Origin of the sequence: Bradyrhizobium diazoefficiens (assembly GCF_016616235.1) — a bacterium.
Classification (GTDB): domain Bacteria; phylum Pseudomonadota; class Alphaproteobacteria; order Rhizobiales; family Xanthobacteraceae; genus Bradyrhizobium; species Bradyrhizobium diazoefficiens_H.
This window is the reverse complement of sequence record NZ_CP067100.1, coordinates 440476-460928: the sequence shown is the minus strand read 5'-3', so window position 1 is coordinate 460928 and position 20453 is coordinate 440476. Positions and strand designations below refer to the sequence as shown.

Genomic DNA, 20453 nt, shown 5'->3' with positions numbered 1-20453 from the left:
CCGCGCGAACGGTGCCGTAGGGTGGGCAAAGCGCCAGCGTGCCCACCATTCGGTTGTGATCGCGGAGAGATGGTGGGCACGGCGCTTCGCGCTTTTGCCCGCCCTATGGCAGTTGTGCGTGTTGCCGCAGTTGTGTGCCCCGCCTCAATCCCTGTTGTTCGGCGTCTGGATGAACCCGCGATTGTGCGTCGGGCTGATCAGCACCTCGTTGATGCAGACGCGCGCCGGCATCGAGGCAATGAACGCGATGGTGCGGCCGAGGTCCTCGGGCTGCAGCATCTTGGCCTGCTCTTCCTCGCTCGGCACCACGGGCCGCAGCTTCAGGATTGGAGTCGCGACCTCGCCCGGCATCAGGCAGCAGGCGCGCAGGCCATTGACGCATTCATCCATGTTGAAGGAGTGGGTCAGCGCCAGCACGGCATGCTTGGTGGTGGTGTAGGCCGGGCCCGGCATCTTGGAGACGTGGCGGCCGGCCCAGGAGGAGACGTTGATGATCGAGCCGTCCTGCTGCTTGCGCATCGTCGGCAGCACCGCGCGCATGCAATAGAGCACGCCGTTGAGATTGACCTGGACCAGTCTGTCCCAGCCCTCCAGTTCCATGTCCTGCCAGCTCCGCTTGGGGACGTTGATGCCGGCATTGTTCACGAGCAGGTCGATCCGGCCATGCGTCGCGACGATGTGATCGGCCGCCTTCCGGGCCTCCGCGGCGTTGGAGACGTCCAGCACCATGGCCTCGGCGGCTCCGCCCGCCTTGGTGATCTTCGCGACCACGCGATCCAGGGCGTCCTTGCGGCGGCCCGAGACCACGACGATCCAGCCGTCGGCCGCCAACGCCTCGGCGCCGGCCTCTCCGATCCCGCTGCCGCCGCCCGTAACCCAAGCCACGCGTTTCCCACCTTTGGTCATGCCAACTGTCTCCGTTGCTTCATTGGGGCGGTTTTTGCTAATCCAGCCCTCGGTTTGACCGGCCTTGTCAGCCTTGCGGTCGAGGAATTCTTGCATGAACCAAGCAGCCAATGCCAACCTGTTTTCCCGCCTGTTCGATGGCCTCGACGACCCCAAACGTCTCGCGATCGAGACGCAGGATGGCGGCCATATCAGCTATGGCGATCTCATCGCGCGGGCCGGGCAGATGGCGAATGTGCTGGTGGCGCGCGGCGTCAAGCCCGGTGACCGCGTCGCGGTGCAGGTGGAGAAATCGGTCGCCAATATCGTGCTCTATCTCGCCACGGTGCGGGCCGGCGCGGTCTATCTGCCGCTCAACACCGCCTACACGCTGAACGAGCTCGACTACTTCATCGGCGATGCCGAGCCGTCGCTGGTGGTCTGCGATCCCGCCAAGGCCGAAGGCCTTGCTCCGATCGCCGCCAAGGTGAAGGCCAAGGTCGAGACGCTCGGGCCTGACGGCAAGGGTTCGCTGACGGACGCCGCCGAGAAGGCCAGCAGCGAATTTGCGACCGTGACGCGGGCCGGCGACGATCTCGCCGCGATCCTCTACACCTCGGGCACCACCGGCCGCTCCAAGGGCGCGATGCTGACGCACGACAATCTCGCCTCGAACTCACTCTCGCTGGTCGGCTACTGGCGCTTCACCGACAAGGACGTGCTGATCCACGCACTGCCGATCTACCACACCCACGGCCTGTTCGTGGCGACCAACGTGACGCTGTTCGCGCGGGCCTCGATGATCTTCCTGCCGAAGCTCGATCCGGATCTCATCATCAAGCTGATGGCGCGGGCCACGGTGCTGATGGGCGTGCCGACCTTCTACACCCGTCTGCTGCAAAATCCCGCGCTGTCGCGCGAGACCACCAAGCACATGCGCCTGTTCATCTCGGGCTCGGCGCCGCTGCTGGCTGAAACCCACCGCGAATGGTCGGCGCGCACGGGTCATGCCGTGCTCGAGCGCTACGGCATGACCGAGACGAACATGAACACGTCCAACCCCTATGACGGCGAGCGCGTGCCCGGCGCGGTCGGCTTTCCGCTGCCCGGCGTTTCCGTGCGCGTCACCGACCCCGAGACCGGCAAGGAGCTGCCGCGCGAGGAGATCGGCATGATCGAGGTCAAGGGCCCGAACGTGTTCAAGGGCTACTGGCGCATGCCGGAGAAGACCAAATCCGAATTCCGGCCCGACGGCTTCTTCATCACCGGCGACCTCGGCAAGATCGACGCCAAGGGCTACGTCCACATCCTTGGCCGTGGCAAGGATCTCGTCATCTCCGGCGGCTTCAACGTCTACCCCAAGGAGATCGAGAGCGAGATCGACGCCATGCCCGGCGTGGTCGAATCCGCCGTGATCGGCGTGCCGCATGCCGATTTCGGCGAAGGCGTCACGGCGGTTCTGGTCTGCAACAAGGGCGCGGACGTCAGTGAAGCCTCGGTGCTGAAGGCGCTCGACGGGCGGCTCGCCAAGTTCAAGATGCCCAAGCGGGTCTTCGTCGTCGACGAGCTGCCGCGCAACACCATGGGCAAGGTGCAGAAGAACGTGCTGCGGGATGCGTACAAGGATATCTACGCGAAGAAGTGAAGCAGGCTCGTCGCGGGTTGTCGCGGCAAGGAGCGTCCACACAACGCACTGTCATGCCCCGCGAAGGCGGGGCATCCAGTATTCCAGAGACAGTCGTGATAGAGCCGAGAGGCTACGGCGCACTGGATTCCCCGCCTTCCCGGGGAATGACACTGAGAGTGTGGAACGCGTGTGCCCCGACCCCATCACTGCCCGCCCACCAAGCTTAGCACGAACCGGCTGCCGACGATGAAGAGATAACAGCCGAACGCGACTTCGAGCGTTCGCTTCGACATCGCATGCGCCGCTCTTACGCCGAGCGGCGCTGTCACAAGACTCATCGGCATCACCAGCACGGCGCCGATCAGCGAGACGTAGCCGAGCGCGAACGGGATCTGCAACGCGGTGACGGCCGGATAGTTCGCCGCCGCCGGCCAGCCGGCATAGATGTAGCCGAGCGCGCCGGGAATCGAGATCAGCACGGCGAGCGCCGACGAGGTCGCGACCGCCTGGTGGATCGGCCGACCGTAGAACGTCATCAGCAAATTCGAGAACAGGCCGCCGCCAATGCCCATCAGCGTCGAGAGGATGCCGACGCAGAAGCCATAGGCGCGCATCAACGGCCCCTTCGGCAGATCGTCGCCGAGCTTCCAGCTCTCGCGCGCGAACATCAGCCGCACGGCGGCGGACCATGCGACGCACACGAACACGATCTTGAACAGCCGCTCCGGCGCGAAGCGGGCGACCACGCTGCCGGCGACGACGCCGATCAGGATCGGCAGCCACCAGACACGCAGGATCGCCATGTCGACGGCGCCGCGCTTGTGGTGCGCCTGGAAGGAGCGGATCGATGTCGGGATGATCACCGCCAGCGACGTGCCGACGCAAAGTGGCATGCGCACCTCCAGCGGCACGCCGGCGATGCGGAAGCATTCGTAAAACACCGGGACGAGAATCGCGCCGCCGCCGATGCCGAATACACCGGCCAAAAATCCCGAGAGCGCGCCGGTTGCGATCAGCAGCAGTGCGAGCTCGGCGATTTCCTTGATATCAAGACCTGCAATCACCCCTGACCTGCCCTGGCGACTGGTCGCAGCATCTCCGCCACATGCTTCGCAACGCCACGCGCGGAGCTTTAGGCGATCTGATTCCCGCGGTCGACATTCCGCAGGTCGCGGCTGGGGTGGAATGCAGGATGCGCATATCCAAGACTCAGCCAAACGCGATGGAAGAGGGCGCAGATTGGCGGCGGCTGAAGAGGGTAGCGACCGGAATGAAAGCGTGCGGCCGGTTTGGACGGCATGGTCCGTTTAGAGGCGTTCCAGTAGCAATTTCAACGCGCCTGGGTTTCTCAGATCAGGTGAATTTTGATTCGCTTCTTCGCTGGCGGACCGATGTGCTGGTATACCAAGCCTCTGATTGCCCTAGCTTCATCAACGCTGTAGCGCTGAACGCGGGTTCGATTTATGGCGATTTGGTGATTGCGCAGGCGAAATCGACTCCGTAAATAGAGCCGACCTTTCGCGATCCCCGCGCGCGCCCTGCTGGGCCGCCATACAACATCAAAGCCCATGACCGCACGGATCGAACGACCGCTTTCTCCCCACATGCAAGTCTACCGCTGGACGCTGACGATGGCGCTGTCCATCGTCCATCGCGCCACCGGTATCGCCCTCTATGTCGGAACGCTGCTGCTGGCCTGGTGGCTGATCGCAGCGGCCTCCGGCCCCGCCGCCTATGCCCACGTCCAGGCCTTCACCGGCAGCATCATCGGCCGCCTGATCGTGTTCGGCTACACCTGGGCACTGATGCACCATATGCTGAGCGGCATCCGGCATTTCGTCTGGGACCTCGGCTACGGCTTCAAGGCCAATGAGCGCGAGGCGCTGACCTGGGGCGCGCTGATCGGCGGTATCGCGCTGACGGTGCTGATCTGGATCATTGCCTATGCGACCGGAGGCGGACGATGAGCGCGACCGATACGCCCAAGCGCAGCATGCGCACCCCGCTCGGCCGCGTCCGCAATCTCGGCGCCGCGCATTCCGGCACCGGCGAGTTCTGGCGCCAGCGCATCACCGGGGTCGCCATGACGCTGTTGATGATCCCGGTGCTGGTGATCATCATGATGCTGCTCGGCCGCAACCAGGCCGGCGCCGCCCAGATCCTCGGCTCGCTGCCGATCGCGGTGATCCTGCTGCTCTTCATCGGCGCCAGCGCCTGGCACATGAAGATCGGCATGCAGGTGGTGATCGAGGACTACGTCCATAACGAGAAGCTGAAGCTCGTCTCGATCATGCTCAACAATTTCTTCTCGATCGCCGTGGCGCTCGCCTCGACCTACGCGATCCTGAAGCTTTCATCCGGAGTCTAACCCATGGCCAACGAGATGAATGGCAAGGGCAACGGCGCTCCCGCCACCAACGGAAAAGCCTATCCGATCGAGGACCACACCTACGACGTCGTCGTGGTCGGCGCCGGCGGCGCGGGCTTGCGCGCCGTGGTCGGCTGCAGCGAAGCCGGTCTTCGCACCGCCTGCATCACAAAGGTGTTTCCGACCCGCTCGCACACGGTCGCGGCGCAGGGCGGCATCTCGGCCTCGCTCGGCAACATGCACAAGGACGACTGGCGCTGGCACATGTACGACACCGTGAAGGGGTCGGACTGGCTGGGCGACCAGGACGCGATCGAATACATGGTGCGCAACGCGCCCGAAGCGGTCTACGAACTCGAGCATTGGGGCGTGCCGTTCTCGCGCACCGAGGACGGCAAGATCTACCAGCGCCCGTTCGGCGGCATGACCACCGAGTTCGGCAAAGCCCAGGCGCAGCGCACCTGCGCCGCCGCCGACCGCACCGGCCACGCCATGCTGCACACGATGTATGGCCAGTCGCTGCGCCACGCCGCCGAGTTCTTCATCGAATTCTTCGCCATCGATTTGATCATGGACGACCAGGGCACCTGCCGCGGCGTGATCGCGCTCAAGCTGGATGACGGCACGCTGCACCGCTTCCGCGCCCAGACCGTGATCCTGGCCACCGGCGGCTATGGCCGCGCCTATGCCTCCTGCACCTCGGCGCACACCTGCACCGGTGACGGCGGCGGCATGGTGCTGCGCGCCGGCCTGCCGATGCAGGACATGGAATTCGTGCAGTTCCACCCGACCGGCATCTACGGTTCGGGTTGCCTCGTCACCGAAGGCGCCCGCGGCGAAGGCGGCTATCTCGTCAATTCCGAGGGCGAGCGCTTCATGGAACGCTATGCGCCGTCCGCCAAGGACCTCGCCTCGCGCGATGTCGTCTCGCGCGCGATGACGATCGAGATCCGCGAGGGACGCGGCGTCGGCAAGAAGAAGGACCACATCTTCCTGCATCTCGACCATCTTGATCCCGCGGTGCTCGCCGAGCGGCTGCCGGGCATCTCGGAATCCGCAAAGATCTTCGCCAATGTCGACGTGACGCGCGAGCCGATCCCGATCGTGCCGACCGTGCACTACAACATGGGCGGCATTCCCACGAATTATCACGGCGAAGTACTGACCAAGAAGGACGGCGACGACAACGCCATTATCCCCGGCCTGATGGCGATCGGCGAGGCCGCCTGCGTCTCCGTGCACGGCGCCAACCGTCTCGGCTCCAACTCGCTGATCGACCTCGTCGTGTTCGGCCGCGCCGCCGCGCTGCGCCTGGCCGAGAAGCTGACGCCCAACGCCAAGCAGCCGGAACTGCCGGCGACCTCCGCCGAGCTCGCGCTCGGCCGTCTCGACCACTATCGCTATGCCTCCGGCGGCACGCCCACCGCCAAGCTGCGCGAGGGCATGCAGCACGTGATGCAGAACAATTGCGCGGTGTTCCGCACCGGCGAAGTGTTGAGCGAAGGCCAGAACCTGATTGCGAAGGTCCACAGCGGCATCACCGACATCGCGGTGTCCGACCGCTCGCTGGTGTGGAATTCGGACCTCGTCGAGACGCTGGAATTCGACAATCTGATCTCGCAGGCGGTGGTGACGATGAACTCGGCCGCCAACCGCACCGAGAGCCGCGGCGCCCATGCCCGCGAGGACTTCTCCGAGCGCGACGACAAGAACTGGATGAAGCACACGCTGGCCTGGCTGGATGAATCCGGCAAGGTCAGGATCGAGTACCGCCCGGTTCACGACTACACCATGACCAACGACGTGCAGTACATCCCGCCCAAGGCGCGGGTTTACTGAGCCAGCAGCGAAGGCCTCATCGAAAATGGTTGAATTCGCACTTCCGAAGAACTCCAAGATATCAGGCGGCAAGACCTGGCCGAAGCCCGCGGGCGCGACCGAGCTGCGCGAATTCCGCGTCTATCGCTGGAATCCGGACGACGGCAAGAATCCGAGCGTCGACACTTATTATGTCGACACCAACGATTGCGGTCCGATGGTGCTGGACGGTTTGATCTGGATCAAGAACCACATCGACCCGACGCTGACCTTCCGCCGCTCCTGCCGCGAAGGCGTCTGCGGCTCCTGCGCCATGAACATCGATGGCCAGAATACGCTCGCCTGCACCCGCTCGATGCACGACGTCAAGGACGGCGCGGTCAAGATCAACCCGCTGCCGCACCAGCCGGTGGTGAAGGACCTCGTCCCCGATCTGACCAATTTCTATGCACAATATGCGTCCGTCGAGCCGTGGCTAAAGACGACCTCGCCGACGCCGCAGAAGGAATGGCGCCAGAGCCACGAGGACCGCGAGAAGCTCGACGGTCTCTACGAGTGCATCCTGTGCGCCTGCTGCTCGACCTCCTGCCCGAGCTATTGGTGGAACAGCGAGCGCTATCTCGGCCCCGCCGCGCTGCTGCAGGCCAACCGCTGGGTGTCCGATTCGCGGGATGAAGCGACCGGCGAGCGGCTCGACAATCTCGAGGACCCGTTCCGCCTCTATCGCTGCCACACCATCATGAACTGCGCCAAGGCCTGCCCGAAGGGCCTGAACCCGGCCGAAGCCATCGCCGAGCTCAAGCTCAAGATGGTCGAGCGGCAGATCTAGGCCTCGTTCATGCTACGCACCCCGGCCAACGTGGCCGGGGCATTCCACGATCGATCGAAATTTGAGTAGAATTTGCCCCGACCCGCGTTGCGGGCGAATTGACGGAACGCAACCAAAGGTTCCCGTCACAAGCCGCTTCCTTCCCGGCTGGAAATTCAAGTAAGCTCTCCGGCCAGGGACCGGAGCGGCCGTGCAGGGCGCACAACGTAACTCGCTGAGACTGTTGCAGTGGATGATGGCTGCATCCCTGGCGCTTCCGATTGCGCTGTTCGTCTTCGCATCCACGATCTCCTACACATCGACCAGCGACACCGCCGACCGCGAGATCGAGCGCACGCTCGATGTCGCCCATGAGCACGCGCTGAAGGTGTTCGAGACCATCGACCGCAGCCTCGCCGAGATCAACGAGGTCGTGCACGGCCTGTCCGACGACGCCATCCGCGCGCGCGAGCCGGCACTGCACCGGCGCCTGAAGCGCCTCGCCGATTCGCTGCCGCAACTCAAATCGGCATGGATCTTCGATGCGGACGGGCGGTCGCTGGTCAACAGCCTCGTCTCGCCGCCGCCCGAGCAGAGTTTTGCCGATCGTGACTATTTCTACGCACATGTCGACCAGAGCATCGGCACCTTCATCGGCACGCCGCTGACGCCGCGCCAACCCTATCAGGGCGCACGCTTCTTCGGGGTGAGCCGTCGCCGCGAGACCGACGATGGCCGCTTCATTGGCGTGATCCAGGCCTCCGTCCTGCCGGAATATTTCGAGAGCTTTTATGCCAGGATCGGCGCCGATCCCGGCAGCTTCTTCGCCTTGGGGCGCACCGACGGCGTGATGCTGGCCCATTTCCCGCAGCTCGACCGTGACCTCCAGCTCGACCCGGGCGGACCGGTCGGACGGGAGATCGCCGCTCACCCCGCGCACGGGCTCATGACCATCGCCTGGCCGTCGGACGGCATCGAACGCCGCATCGGCTATCGGCGCGTCGCCGAATATCCGATCTATGTCAGCGCGGGCCTCGAGACCTCGGCGATTCGCGCGCGCTGGTACGCCACCATGGGCCAGCATCTGGTGTTCGGCGTGCCCGCCACCGCGCTGCTGTTCGTGCTGCTGGTGTTTGCGTTCCGCCGCACCCAGCATCTCCAGGCCGAGGCCGCCGCGCGGCGCGAAGCCGAGGAGGCGCTGAAGCACAGCCAGCGTCTGGAGGCGCTTGGCCAGCTCACCGGCGGCGTGGCGCACGATTTCAACAATCTGCTGACGGTGATTCGCGCCTCGGTCGACCTGTTGAACCGGCCGCAGCTGACGGAAGAGCGGCGCCAGCGCTACATCACCGCCATCGCGGACGCGGTCGCACGCGCGGCCAAGCTGACCTCGCAGCTGCTCGCCTTTGCGCGGCGGCAGACGCTGAAGCCGGAAGTGTTCGACGTCGGCGAGCGGATGCAATCGCTGCACGACATGCTCGCCACGCTGCTCGGCCCGGCGATCGAGATCGCGATCCGGCTGCCTGCCGAGCCCTGCCTCGTCAACGCCGATGCCAGCCAGTTCGAGACGGCGCTGATCAACATGGCGACCAATGCGCGCGATGCCATGCAGGGCAAAGGCCGGATCAGTTTCTCGGTGCAGGTCGCGACCGGCGTTCCGGACACGCTCGCGCAGCTCACCGACAGCCAGATCTTGAACAATTTTGGTTTTGTCAGCATCGCGGTCAGCGACACCGGCATCGGCATTCCTCCCGCGCAGCTCGGGCGCATCTTCGAGCCGTTCTTCACCACCAAGCAGATCGGCCACGGCACCGGGCTCGGCCTGTCCCAGGTGTTCGGCTTCGCCCGGCAATCCGGCGGCGAGGTGACCGTGATGAGCGAGGTTGGCCAGGGCAGCACCTTTTCGCTTTATCTGCCGCGCGTGCCGCCGGACCTGCTGCCGCAGCGGCAGGCGCCGAACACCGCGCCGGCGCTGACCGGCAGCGGCATGTCGGTGCTGGTGGTCGAGGACAATATCGAGCTCGCCAATTTCGCCGCCGACGGCCTCACCGAGCTCGGCTACAGCATCACCCTGGTCGACAATGCAACCGACGCGCTGGCCGAGCTCGTCGTCGATGCGGAGCGCTTCGACGTCGTGTTCTCGGACGTGGTGATGCCCGGCATGACCGGGCTCGACCTGGCGCGCGCAATCCGCGACCGCAGCATCGGCGTGCCGGTGGTGCTGACGACCGGCTACAGCGAGGCGCTCGCGCAGGAGGGCAGCCTCGGTTTCGAACTCGTGCAAAAGCCCTATTCGATCGAGGAGCTGTCGCAGGTGCTCTACAGGGCTGCGCGGCTGCGCCGGGTGCGCGACGGCGCGGCGGAGTGAGCGGTACCGCGGAACCCGATGGAACCGGTTGATTTCCTTCGCGTTGTCCGCTCATGCAGAAGCCGGCCGCACAGCGCGAACAGGGCGATAAGCCGCCCATCGTCGAGATCACCGGCGAGAACGGCGATGAAGTCGCCCCGCCCCCGCCGGAATCGCTGGAGCCCGATCCCGAGCTATCGCCGGAGGAGGCCGAGCAGGCCCGCAAGGACTATCTGCTGACGCGCTTCTGGATCAGCGCGCGCGGCTTCTGGAGCCGCAATGGCGACCGGCTGGCCTGGCCATTCTCGATCGGCCTCGTCGTGCTGATCGTGCTCACCGTCGGCTTCCAATACGGCATCAATGTCTGGAATCGCGCGATCTTCGACGCCATCGAGACGCGCGATGCGAGCACCGTTTTCCATCTCAGCGCGATGTTCTTCCCGCTCGCGATCGGCAGCATCGTGCTCGGCGTCGCGCAGGTGTTCGCGCGCATGGCCATCCAGCGGCGCTGGCGCGCATGGCTGACCGCAAGCGTGCTGACGCGCTGGCTCAAGAACGGGCGCTACTATCAGCTCAACCTCGTCAGCGGCGACCACAAGAACCCCGAATACAGGATCGCCGAGGATCTGCGCGTCGCGACCGATTCGCCCGTCGATTTCCTCGCCGGCGTGACCGCGGCACTGCTGTCGGCGGCGACCTTCATCGTCGTGCTCTGGACCATCGGCGGTGCGATCACCGTGACGCTCGGCGGCGCCACCATCACCATTCCCGGCTTCCTCGTGATCGCCGCGATCCTCTACGCCGCGATCGCCTCGGGATCGATCGTGGCGATCGGCCGCCGCTTCGTGCAGGTCTCCGAGGACAAGAACCAGGCGGAAGCCGATTTCCGCTACACGCTGACGCGCGTGCGCGAGAACGGCGAGAGCATCGCACTGCTCGGCGGCGAGGAGGAAGAGCGCGACGGCATCGACCGCAACTTCACCAACGTGCTGCGGCAATGGGCGCGTCTCGCCGGGCAACACATGCGTACCACGCTGGTGTCGCAGGGCTCGAGCCTCGTTGCTCCCGTGGTCCCCCTCTTGCTCTGCGCGCCAAAATTCCTCGACGGCAGCATGACACTCGGCCAGGTGATGCAGGCGGCCTCCGCCTTCACGATCGTGCAGAGCGCGTTCGGCTGGCTGGTCGACAATTATCCGCGTCTTGCCGACTGGAACGCCTGCGCCCGCCGCATCGCCTCGCTGATGATGTCGCTCGACGGCCTCGAGCGCGCCGAGCAGGGCGAGGGGATCGGCCGCATCAAGCGCGGCGAGACCGGCAACGAGGCCATGCTTGAGCTGAAGGATCTCTCGGTCACGCTGGATGACGGCACCGCGGTGGTCGGCGAGACCGAAGTGGTGATCGAGCCGGGCGAGCGCCTCCTGGTCGCCGGCGAATCCGGCACAGGCAAGAGCACGCTGGTGCGCGCCATCGCAGGGCTCTGGCCGTGGGGCGGCGGCAGCGTCAACTTCCATCCCGACCGGCGGCTGTTCATGCTGCCGCAGCGGCCCTACGTGCCCTCCGGCTCGCTCCGTCGTGCCGTCGCTTATCCCGGCGCGGCCGAGAATTGGACCGAGGCGGAGATCGGCGAGGCCCTGCACAAGGTCGGTCTCGACCATCTCAAGGAGAAGATCGAGGAGGAGGGACCGTGGGATCAGACGCTGTCGGGCGGCGAGAAGCAGCGCCTCGCTTTCGCGCGGCTGTTGCTGCACAACCCCGACATCGTCGTGCTGGATGAAGCGACCTCCGCGCTCGACGAGAAGAGCCAGGACAAGATGATGCAGATGGTCACCGACGAATTGCCAAAGGCGACCATCGTCAGCGTCGCGCATCGCGCCGAGCTCGAAGCCTTCCACAGCCGCAAGATCGTGCTGGAGCGCCGCAAGGGCGGCGCCAAACTCGTCAGCGACGTCGACCTGATCCCGCGCAAGGGCAGGCACAGGTTGCTCGGCCGCTTCTTGCGCCAGCGGAAGGCCCCGCCGAAGAAGGCGGCGTGACGATCCGTCGTCCCCGCGTTCGCGCGGACGACACCGGTTTGGAGCGTTGGAGTCCCCACCAAAACCGGCTATGCATGCGCCGCTTGCCACGAGGACCGCCTGCTTGACGCCCGACAACGCCCCATCGACCGCGCCGTTCGGCGCGTTTGCGCCGAATGCTGCGCAGGCCGCGATCATTCGCCTCGCGAGCCAATCGGGGCTGAAGCGCGGCGCATTCCGGCCGTGGCTGTCGCGGCTGGTGAACCTTTTGCGCGGCGGTCCGGTCGACGTGCAGTACCAGGGCGCCTCGTTCCGACTCTATCATCTGGGCAGCGCCACCGAGCGCGGCGCGCTGTTCAATCCCGACTACAATCTCGATGAGCTCGATTTCCTGCGCCGGCACACGCCTGAAGGCGGCACCTTCGTCGATGTCGGCGCCAATGTCGGCACCTTTGCGCTGGTGATGGCGAAGCAGGTCGGCACTCATGGCAAGGTGGTGGCGATCGAGCCGCATCCGCTGACGTTCGGACGGCTCGCGTTCAACCATGCCGCATCGAAGGTGGCGCAGGTACGCCTGGTGCAGGCCGCCGCCGGCGATCACGACGGCGAGCTCATGATCGAGAGCGGCGGCGGCAATCTCGGCGCCACCCATGTCGTCACCGGCACAGCCGGTACCGATGCAATCAAGGTGCCGTCGTTGCGCCTGATCCGCATTCTCGACGAGGCCGGCGTGACGCAGGTCGATTCGCTGAAAATCGACGTCGAGGGCTTTGAGGACCGCGTGCTGATCGGCTTCTTCCGCGACGCGCCGCAGACGCTGTGGCCGCGCGCGGTGGTGATCGAGCACCTGTCACAAAACGAATGGCAGCAGGATTGTATGGCCGACATGGTCGCGCGCGGCTTTGCGATCGTGCGCAAGACGCGGAGCAATACGTTCCTGTCGCGCTGACGGGAACGAACAACGGAGGTTACGATGATCGACCATCTGGGTTTCTCCGTCTCCGACTATGAACGCGCCAAGGCGTTCTACACCAAGGCGCTGGCGCCGCTCGGCTACAGCCTGGTCATGGAGGTGACGGCGGAGCAGACCGGCCACGCTGCTGCCGCGGGCTTTGGCGCCAACGGCAAGCCGGATTTCTGGTTTGGGGCCGAAGGCGCGATGAACAAGCCGGTCCATGTCGCCATTGCGGCGAAAGACCGCGCCACGGTCGACGCCTTCTACAAGGCGGCGATGGCGGCCGGCGGCCGCGACAATGGCGCGCCCGGCATCCGGCCGCATTATCACGCGAACTACTATGGCGCCTTCGTGCTCGATCCTGACGGCCACAACATCGAGGCCGTCTGCCACGCGCCGGAATAGGACGGCGCGACGCGGAACATCGGCGCGACATCATCGTTGTCACCCTCTGGACAACCGATCCCGATGCCGATGCCGATCGAACCGCCCGAGATTCCACCGTCGACGCCGGGCACGCCGAGCGAACCGCCGCCGGGAATTCCGCCGGGCAATCCGCAGCCTGAAATCACGCCACCGGTGCGCGAGCCCGGCTCGCCACCGCGACCCGACGAACTGCCGGGTCGTATTCCCGAAGAGATTCCACCACGCGGACCGAACGGGCCGCTCACGCCGAATCCCGCGACCGATGCAAATTCGTCGCGGGACCAGACATGAGACGAACCATCACATGTGAGGCGATTGCAACCAGGGTCTGAATGCGCAATGAACGTCGCCGTAGTGACGTGATTTCCATGCAGAAATAAATCGGGCGGCGGCCGCTTCGCCCGCCACAATCCGGCCTAACGCATAGCCGTTCATCCAAGCACTCCGTCAAAGAACCTTCCGGGGAAATTCACCGCCATGACCAACCTTCGTCTCGTGCTGCTTGCCACCACGGCTCTGACCGCGATGCAATTCGCAAGCTCCGCATCGCATGCGCAAAGCGCGCCGCCGCTCGTGGTCGCGCAGGCGCAGCCACAGCTGCCAGAGAACGACAAATCGAAGCAGCCTTCGAAGGAAGCGCCCAAGGAAGCGCCGAAGGGACCGCCACCGGCTGCGCGTCCGGCCACGCCGCCTCCGCCAGCCGCAGCTCCGCCCGCGCGCCCGACCGCGCCGCCGCCCGCGGCTGCACCGCCGCATCCTCCGGCCGCGCCGCCGCCGGCTGCCGCGCCGTCACGCCCGGCACCACCACCTCCGCCACCTGCAACGCATCAGGCACCGACACCGCCGCCCCCGCCAGCCGCTCCCAAGCAGCCGTCGCCGCCTCCGGCTGCGGCTCCGCAGCAGCATGCGCCCGCGCCAACTCCACCGCCTCCGGCCACGCAGCAGCACACGCCGACACCGCCTCCGGCTGCAGCTCCGCCCGCCGCGCGTCCTGCTCCGACGCCACCGGCAGCAACACCGCCGGCTCCTGCGGCACGCCCAACGCCGGCGCCTTCGCCAACGCCGTCTCCTTCGCCGGCTGCGCCTGCGGCCCGTCCTGGCGCGGCCGCGCCGACCGCAACACCTGCGCCAGCGGCAACACCTGCACCGAGGGCGACACCTGCACCAACGGCAACACCTGCGCCGACCGCAACGCCGGCGCCTGCCGGCACGCCGCCTGCTGGCCGCCCCGGCGCGCCACCGCCCGGCGGGCGTCCCGGCACGCCCCCTCCGGCTGCGGGATCGCCGTCGCCGGCTCCCGGGGCCACGCCCGCTCCGACGGCCACACCCGGCCCTGCAGGCACTCCGACCCCGCCGTCCGGACGCCCCGGCGCGGCCCCGACGCCGACGCCCGGCGCGACCCCGTCGCCGACAGCAACACCGGCGCCCGGCGGCGCTGTGACGTCCCCGCCCGGACGTCAGGGCGGAACGCCTCCTGCGGGCGCACCCGCCGCCGGAGCTCCGCCGGCCTCGCCGCAGGCGGGCGCGCCGGCACGGCCGAACCCTCCCGCCGGCGCCGCGGCGCCGACCGTCGTCCCCGGCTCGCCGGCCGCAGCGCCGCCGCCCAACCGGGCACAATATGCGCCGCCGACGGTTGCACCGGCTTTCCGCGCCGCGCCCACGGTTGCGGCCCCCTTGCCGCCCCCGCCGCGTCCGCAGCAGCGTGACTTGACCCCGCTCGCAATCGGTGCAGGCGTGGTGGCCGGTGCCGTGATCGGCGCCACCATCGCCGACCTCCATAGGGAGCGACGCGAGACCGTCGAAGGCGGCCGCACCGTCTACACCGAGCCGGATCGCATCATCATCCGCGATCCCGGCGGGCAGGCCTACGTCCGCGGCAACGACCTCTATCGCTTCCGCTACGGCGCCCGCGATATCCGCACCGACACCGTCGGCGGCGATACCCGCACGATCGTTGTTCGTCCCGACGGCAGCGAGATCGTCACCGTGGTCGGTCAGGACGGTCGATTGCTGCGACGGATCCGCAGGGATCCCCGCGGGCAAGAGATCATCATCATCGACAACACGTACCGCGATCCGCGGGCGGTCGGCGGCTTCTATGTCGACGTGCCACCGCCGGTCGTGAACATTCCCTATGATCGCTACATCGTCGACGCCGAGGAGGCCTCGCCGGACGTGATCTACCAGACCATGGTGGCACCGCCGGTGCAGCGGATCGATCGGCGTTACTCGCTCGACGAGATCCGCTACAGCCCCAATGTCCGCATGCAGATGCCGAGCATCGACGTCAACACGATCAACTTCGAGACGGGATCGTGGACCATCCCGCCGGACCAGGCGGCCCGGCTGCAGGTGATTGCCGACGGCCTCAACCAGGCGATCCAGCGCAACCCGCGTGAGGTGTTCCTGATCGAGGGACACACCGACGCGGTCGGCAACGATGTCGACAATCTGTCGCTGTCGGACCGCCGTGCGCAGGCCGCGGCCGAATTGCTGACGCAGCAGTTCGGCGTGCCCGCGGAGAACCTGACCTCGCAAGGCTATGGCGAGCAGTATCTGAAGGAGCAGACCGACGGTCCGAGCCGCATCAACCGCCGCGTCACCGTCCGCCGCATCACGCCGCTGCTCAACGGCGGCCAGGCCTCGCTGCCGCCGCCCCCGCCCGGCACCGCGCCGCCGCGCTGAGGCAAAGCACGATGCAAAATGGCCGGGAGCGATCCCGGCCATTTTTGTATGAACGTTCTGGTGCCCCGGACGCAGCGCAAAGCGCTGCAGAGCCGGGGCCCAGAAGCTGCGAATGGTTTATGGGTCCCGGCTCAGCGCCGCAACGCTTGCGCGTTGCAGCTTGTCCGGGACACGAGAGTCTCAGCCTTTATCGCTCCCGAGCCGGAAGATCTGCGAGCCTTCGCTGCCCGACAGCAAACCCGTGTCGCTGTAGAGCTTCAGCTTCGTCCGCGTATCCGCGATATCGAGGTTGCGCATGGTGAGCTGGCCGATGCGGTCGGCCGGGGTGAACGCGGCGTCCTCGACCTTCTCCATGCTGAGCCGCTCCGGCGCATAGGTGAGGTTGGGGCTTTCGGTGTTGAGAATCGAATAGTCGTTGCCCCGACGCAGCTCCAGCGTCACCTCGCCGGTAATGGCGCGCGCGACCCAGCGCTGCGCGGTCTCGCGCAGCATCAGGGCCTGCGAATCGAACCAGCGGCCCTGATAGAGCAGGCGCCCGAGCCGCATGCCGCTGATGCGGTACTGCTCGATGGTGTCCTCGTTGTGGATGCCGGTGACGAGACGCTCATAGGCGATGTGCAGCAGCGCCATGCCGGGCGCTTCATAGATGCCGCGGCTCTTGGCCTCGATGATGCGGTTCTCGATCTGGTCGCTCATGCCGAGGCCGTGGCGACCGCCGACCGCGTTGGCTTCGAGGAACAGCGCGACGGGATCGCTGAAGGTCTGACCGTTCAGCGCGACCGGCTGGCCGTCCTCAAACCGCACCACGACCTTCTCGGCTTTTACGTCGCAGTCGTCGCGCCAGAACGGCACGCCCATGATCGGGTTGACGATCTTGATGCCGCTGTCGAGGCTCTCGAGATCCTTGGCTTCATGCGTGGCGCCGAGCAGATTGCTATCGGTCGAATAGGCCTTCTCGGCGCTCATCTTGTAGGCAAAGCCCTGGGCGGTCATGAACGCCGACATCTCGGCGCGGCCGCCGAGCTCGTCGATGAACTGCTGGTCGAGCCAGGGCTTGTAGATGCGCAACGACGGATTGGTGAGCAGGCCGTAGCGGTAGAAGCGCTCGATGTCGTTGCCCTTGAAGGTCGAGCCGTCGCCCCAGATGTTGACGCCGTCCTCCTTCATCGCCGCGACCAGCATCGTGCCGGTGACGGCGCGCCCCAGCGGCGTGGTGTTGAAATAGGTGATGCCGCCGGTCGAGATGTGGAAGGCGCCGGACTGGATCGCGGCGATGCCTTCATGGACCAGCTGCGTGCGGCAATCGACCAGCACGGCCTTCTCGGCGCCGAACGCTTCCGCCTTGCGCGGAATCTCGTTGTAGTCGGCTTCATCGGGCTGGCCGAGATTGGCGGTATAGGCGTAGCAGCGCGCGCCCTTCTGCTTCATCCAGAGCAGCGCCGCGCTGGTGTCGAGTCCGCCGGAAAACGCGATGCCGACTTTCTCACCCTTGGGCAGGCTTTTCAGGATCGTGGTCATGAGGCTTCCAATCGGGTCTCAAAGGGCTGGTGTCAGGGAGGAGCTTGACCGGGCGAATATCAAATTTCGCACGGCCGGGCACGCATTTAATGCCTCAGACCGAGGGCTCTGGGCCCGTCCTGCGGCCGAACAGTCGCTGGCGGAGCCGGTAGGCCGGCATGTTCAGCCGGGTCAGGGCGGCATCGACCGCCGCGTCCGAGAACCGGGTCCGCGGCCAGCGATAGATCAGCGCGTGGGCAAACCAGATCACCAGGAAGGTCACGAGACCCGCGATCGAGACGTCGGTGAAGAAGTGCCCGCCGAACGCCATGCGCAGGCCGCTGGTGACGAGGCCGAACACAACCGCGCCGGCATAAGCGAGCGGCCGCCATGCCGGGGGCGCGAGCGCAGCCGGCGCCAGCGTCCAGAACGCGGTCGCGCCCTCGCCCGAGAAGAACGAGCAGTTGCGCGTGCAGTCGCCGCGCGGATCCCACCACGGCACGAATTGCTGGTCGCCGGCGAACTGCGTCACCACGACTGGGCGCGGCCGGCCCCAATAGGTCTTGAAAGTGAGATTGGTCAAAATGCCGGCCGACAGCGTCAACGTCACCAGCAGGAAGATGATCGCGCGCCCCGACACCATCAGCGGCCGGTCGGGCCTGATCATCTTGACCACGAGCGCAACCAGCGGGGGTAGCGCGAACGCCCAGGCGATCCACATGGCGGCGTCACGCGCAACGCCGGCCCACTCATTCAGCTTGAGCGGAAACGTCTTCGTCTCGGGGTCGAAGAACAACGCGGCGAGCTTGAGATCGAGCTCGGGGTAAAGGCCGAAAACCACGCCGATCACGAGCCACAACGCCAGGGCGATGAAGAGTCCAGTCCGGTTCATGGCGCGCGGTTTAGCGGAGTGGGAGGGGGATGAAAACCCCAACGGAAGTGCCCATCCTCCCCTGGAGGGGGAGGATCGGTTCGCATGTCGCGAAGCGGAATGCGAACCGAGGTGGGGTGAAGCGACGCGCACCGCCATCGCGGATAGTCCTGTCACCCCCACCCCGCTCGCGCTATGCGCGATCGACCCGCCTCCTCCAGGGGAGGGTAAAGCGTCACCGCACATCCGGCCGCGAATGCGACGGCAGCGGCGGGGGCGGTTTGTGCGGGGGCGGCGGATTGCGCCAGGCGCCGGCGTTGCGGCCGGCGATCAGCCAATAGACGACGCCGGCGACGATACCGGCGCCGGTCATGATTTCCAGGTGCCGCCGCACGATGCCTTCGAACTGCAACGTGTCGGAGTGGAAGGGAATGAGGCCGAGATAGCAGGCGAGCCCGACGATGCCGCCGCCGACGGCGTAGGCCAGCGCGCTGCGGATGTAGAGCGCTTCGGTGATCGCGACGATCACCGCTGCCGGCACCAGCGCAAAGCCGGAGACGAAGATGAAGCCAAAGCCCAGCAAAATGTCGATCGCGCCCTGATCGACGGGACCGGCGCCGAGATCGGCGAATTCCGGAAACAGCAGCGCAACGACCACGATCATGCCGCCAATGAAGCAGGCGGCGAGGAAGCCGACGAAGATGACGATGAGGCGGCCGATCAGGGACATGATGCCAGTTCCGCCGTCATTGCGAGGAGCTCTTGCGACGAAGCAATCCAGATTGTCTCCCCGGAAAGATTCTGGATTGCTTCGCTTCGCTCGCAATGACGAGGAGGCGAGAGCGCGCACATGACAAGCTAATCCGTCATCGCCATGGCGCGCAGCGCCTGGCGTTCACGGGCCGAGAGCTTTTCCGTCTCCGACTTGAGCTGGCCGCAAGCGGCGAGGATGTCGCGGCCGCGGGGGGTGCGCACTGGCGAGGAATAGCCGGCATTGAAGATGTATTCGGAGAACTTTTCGATCTGGTCCCAGTCCGAGCACTCATAGGCCGTGCCGGGCCAGGGATTGAACGGGATCAGATTGATCTTGGCCGGAATGCCCTTGAGCATCTTCACCAGCAGCTTGGCATCGTCGAGCGAATCGTTGACGCCTTTGAGCATCACATATTCGAAGGTGATGCGCCGCGCGTTCGAGGCGCCAGGATAGTCGCGGCAGGCCTGCAGCAGCTCCTTGATCGGGTATTTGCGGTTGAGCGGCACCAGCTCGTTGCGCAGCTCGTCGCGCACCGCATGCAGCGAGATCGCGAGCATGACGCCGATCTCCTCCCCGGCGCGCACGATGTTCGGGACGACGCCGGAGGTCGACAGCGTGATGCGGCGGCGGGAGATGCCGATGCCTTCATTGTCGCCGGCGATCAGGAGCGCATCGCGTACCGCGTCGAAATTGTAGAGCGGCTCGCCCATGCCCATCATCACGATGTTGGTGACGCGGCGCGTGCCGTCCTCGCGGTCGGCCCAGTCGTTGAGACGATCGCGCGCGACCATCACCTGGCCGATGATCTCGCCGGCGGTGAGATTGCGCACCAGGCGCTGCGTGCCGGTGTGGCAGAACGAGCAGTTCAGCGTGCAGCCGACCTGCGAGGAGACGCAGAGCGTGCCGCGATCGGTCTCGGGGATGTAGACGCACTCGACTTCATGCGCCTTCTGGACATTGTCGCCGCTCGGCAGGCGCAGCAGCCATTTGCGGGTGCCGTCGCTGGATATCTGCTCGGCCACGACTTCAGGCCGGTCGACCGTGAAATGCTGGGCGAGATCGGCGCGGATGCCCTTCGAGATCGAGGTCATGTCGTCAAGACTCTGGGCACCGCGGAAATAGATCCAGTGCCACAGCTGCTGCACGCGCATCTTGCGCTGCGCCGGTGCAACGCCGATCTCGCCAAGGCGATCGGCAAGCTCGGCGCGCGACAGCCCGATCAGCGACGGTTTTGCCGGCGGCACATAGATTTCGAGCGGAGTTTTCTCCACCAGTGTTGCGTTGTGCGGCTCGGTCGTCGGTTGCATTGGTTGCCTGAGTAGTTGCTGTCTCGTCATGCCCGGGCTTGTCCCGGGCATCCACGTTCTTTTACGCCTGTGGCTAGCTTTTACGCCTGTGGCTAG

General features: G+C 66.1%; 18 protein-coding genes. 12 read left to right on the top strand and 6 right to left on the bottom strand.

Going from position 1 to position 20453, the window contains the following annotated elements; genetic code table 11:
* Nucleotides 1-144: 144 nt before the first annotated feature.
* Nucleotides 145-906, bottom strand: a complete 762-nt coding sequence (locus JJB99_RS02160) for an SDR family oxidoreductase (RefSeq protein WP_200497180.1) — start codon at nucleotides 904-906, stop codon at nucleotides 145-147.
* 94 nt (nucleotides 907-1000) lie between these two features.
* Between JJB99_RS02160 and JJB99_RS02155 the strand changes: the two genes are divergently transcribed.
* Complete coding sequence (locus JJB99_RS02155) at nucleotides 1001-2530, top strand: malonate--CoA ligase (RefSeq protein WP_200497179.1); 1530 nt, start codon at nucleotides 1001-1003, stop codon at nucleotides 2528-2530.
* A gap of 185 nt (nucleotides 2531-2715) precedes the next feature.
* On the opposite strand, the gene JJB99_RS02150 is transcribed toward JJB99_RS02155, so the two are convergent.
* On the bottom strand, nucleotides 2716-3576 hold the full coding sequence (locus tag JJB99_RS02150; protein WP_200497178.1) for a sulfite exporter TauE/SafE family protein: 861 nt from the start codon (nucleotides 3574-3576) through the stop codon (nucleotides 2716-2718).
* A gap of 41 nt (nucleotides 3577-3617) precedes the next feature.
* Between JJB99_RS02150 and JJB99_RS02145 the strand changes: the two genes are divergently transcribed.
* From JJB99_RS02145 to JJB99_RS02095, 11 genes are all read left to right on the top strand, one after another.
* A complete protein-coding gene (locus JJB99_RS02145; RefSeq protein ID WP_200497177.1) occupies nucleotides 3618-4016 on the top strand; it encodes a hypothetical protein in 399 nt (132 codons plus the stop codon).
* Nucleotides 4017-4080: 64 nt separating this feature from the next.
* A complete protein-coding gene (gene sdhC / locus JJB99_RS02140) occupies nucleotides 4081-4479 on the top strand; it encodes a succinate dehydrogenase, cytochrome b556 subunit (RefSeq protein ID WP_183249632.1) in 399 nt (132 codons plus the stop codon).
* Entirely contained in the window at nucleotides 4476-4880 is a 405-nt protein-coding gene (gene sdhD, locus JJB99_RS02135) for a succinate dehydrogenase, hydrophobic membrane anchor protein (RefSeq protein WP_200497176.1), read from the top strand. Before sdhC ends, sdhD begins: the two co-directional genes overlap by 4 nt.
* Nucleotides 4881-4883: 3 nt before the next feature.
* The gene (gene sdhA, locus JJB99_RS02130) at nucleotides 4884-6719 is read left to right on the top strand and encodes a succinate dehydrogenase flavoprotein subunit (RefSeq protein WP_200497175.1); all 1836 of its coding nucleotides are present in this window, start codon (nucleotides 4884-4886) and stop codon (nucleotides 6717-6719) included.
* A gap of 25 nt (nucleotides 6720-6744) precedes the next feature.
* On the top strand, nucleotides 6745-7527 hold the full coding sequence (locus JJB99_RS02125) for a succinate dehydrogenase iron-sulfur subunit (RefSeq protein ID WP_200497174.1): 783 nt from the start codon (nucleotides 6745-6747) through the stop codon (nucleotides 7525-7527).
* A gap of 190 nt (nucleotides 7528-7717) precedes the next feature.
* Complete coding sequence (locus JJB99_RS02120) at nucleotides 7718-9871, top strand: ATP-binding protein (protein ID WP_200497173.1); 2154 nt, start codon at nucleotides 7718-7720, stop codon at nucleotides 9869-9871.
* Nucleotides 9872-9924: 53 nt separating this feature from the next.
* Nucleotides 9925-11883, top strand: coding sequence for an ABC transporter ATP-binding protein/permease (locus JJB99_RS02115; RefSeq protein WP_200497172.1), 1959 nt, complete (start codon nucleotides 9925-9927; stop codon nucleotides 11881-11883).
* A gap of 103 nt (nucleotides 11884-11986) precedes the next feature.
* Nucleotides 11987-12811, top strand: coding sequence for an FkbM family methyltransferase (locus JJB99_RS02110; RefSeq protein WP_200497171.1), 825 nt, complete (start codon nucleotides 11987-11989; stop codon nucleotides 12809-12811).
* A 24-nt stretch (nucleotides 12812-12835) separates the two neighbouring features.
* A complete protein-coding gene (locus JJB99_RS02105) occupies nucleotides 12836-13222 on the top strand; it encodes a VOC family protein (RefSeq protein ID WP_200497170.1) in 387 nt (128 codons plus the stop codon).
* Between the two features lie 69 nt (nucleotides 13223-13291).
* Nucleotides 13292-13534: a hypothetical protein gene (locus JJB99_RS02100; protein ID WP_200500015.1), complete on the top strand. Its 243-nt coding sequence runs from the start codon at nucleotides 13292-13294 to the stop codon at nucleotides 13532-13534.
* A 186-nt stretch (nucleotides 13535-13720) separates the two neighbouring features.
* Nucleotides 13721-15928, top strand: coding sequence for an OmpA family protein (locus tag JJB99_RS02095; protein ID WP_200497169.1), 2208 nt, complete (start codon nucleotides 13721-13723; stop codon nucleotides 15926-15928).
* Between the two features lie 180 nt (nucleotides 15929-16108).
* Here JJB99_RS02095 and argG read toward each other — a convergent pair whose 3' ends face one another.
* The 4 genes from argG to rlmN form a co-directional block, all read right to left on the bottom strand.
* Complete coding sequence (gene argG, locus JJB99_RS02090; protein WP_200497168.1) at nucleotides 16109-17446, bottom strand: argininosuccinate synthase; 1338 nt, start codon at nucleotides 17444-17446, stop codon at nucleotides 16109-16111.
* Nucleotides 17447-17540: 94 nt separating this feature from the next.
* Nucleotides 17541-18317: a phosphatase PAP2 family protein gene (locus JJB99_RS02085; protein WP_200497167.1), complete on the bottom strand. Its 777-nt coding sequence runs from the start codon at nucleotides 18315-18317 to the stop codon at nucleotides 17541-17543.
* Between the two features lie 214 nt (nucleotides 18318-18531).
* On the bottom strand, nucleotides 18532-19026 hold the full coding sequence (locus JJB99_RS02080; protein WP_200497166.1) for a hypothetical protein: 495 nt from the start codon (nucleotides 19024-19026) through the stop codon (nucleotides 18532-18534).
* A gap of 128 nt (nucleotides 19027-19154) precedes the next feature.
* Complete coding sequence (gene rlmN, locus JJB99_RS02075; RefSeq protein ID WP_200497165.1) at nucleotides 19155-20357, bottom strand: 23S rRNA (adenine(2503)-C(2))-methyltransferase RlmN; 1203 nt, start codon at nucleotides 20355-20357, stop codon at nucleotides 19155-19157.
* Nucleotides 20358-20453: the final 96 nt, after the last annotated feature.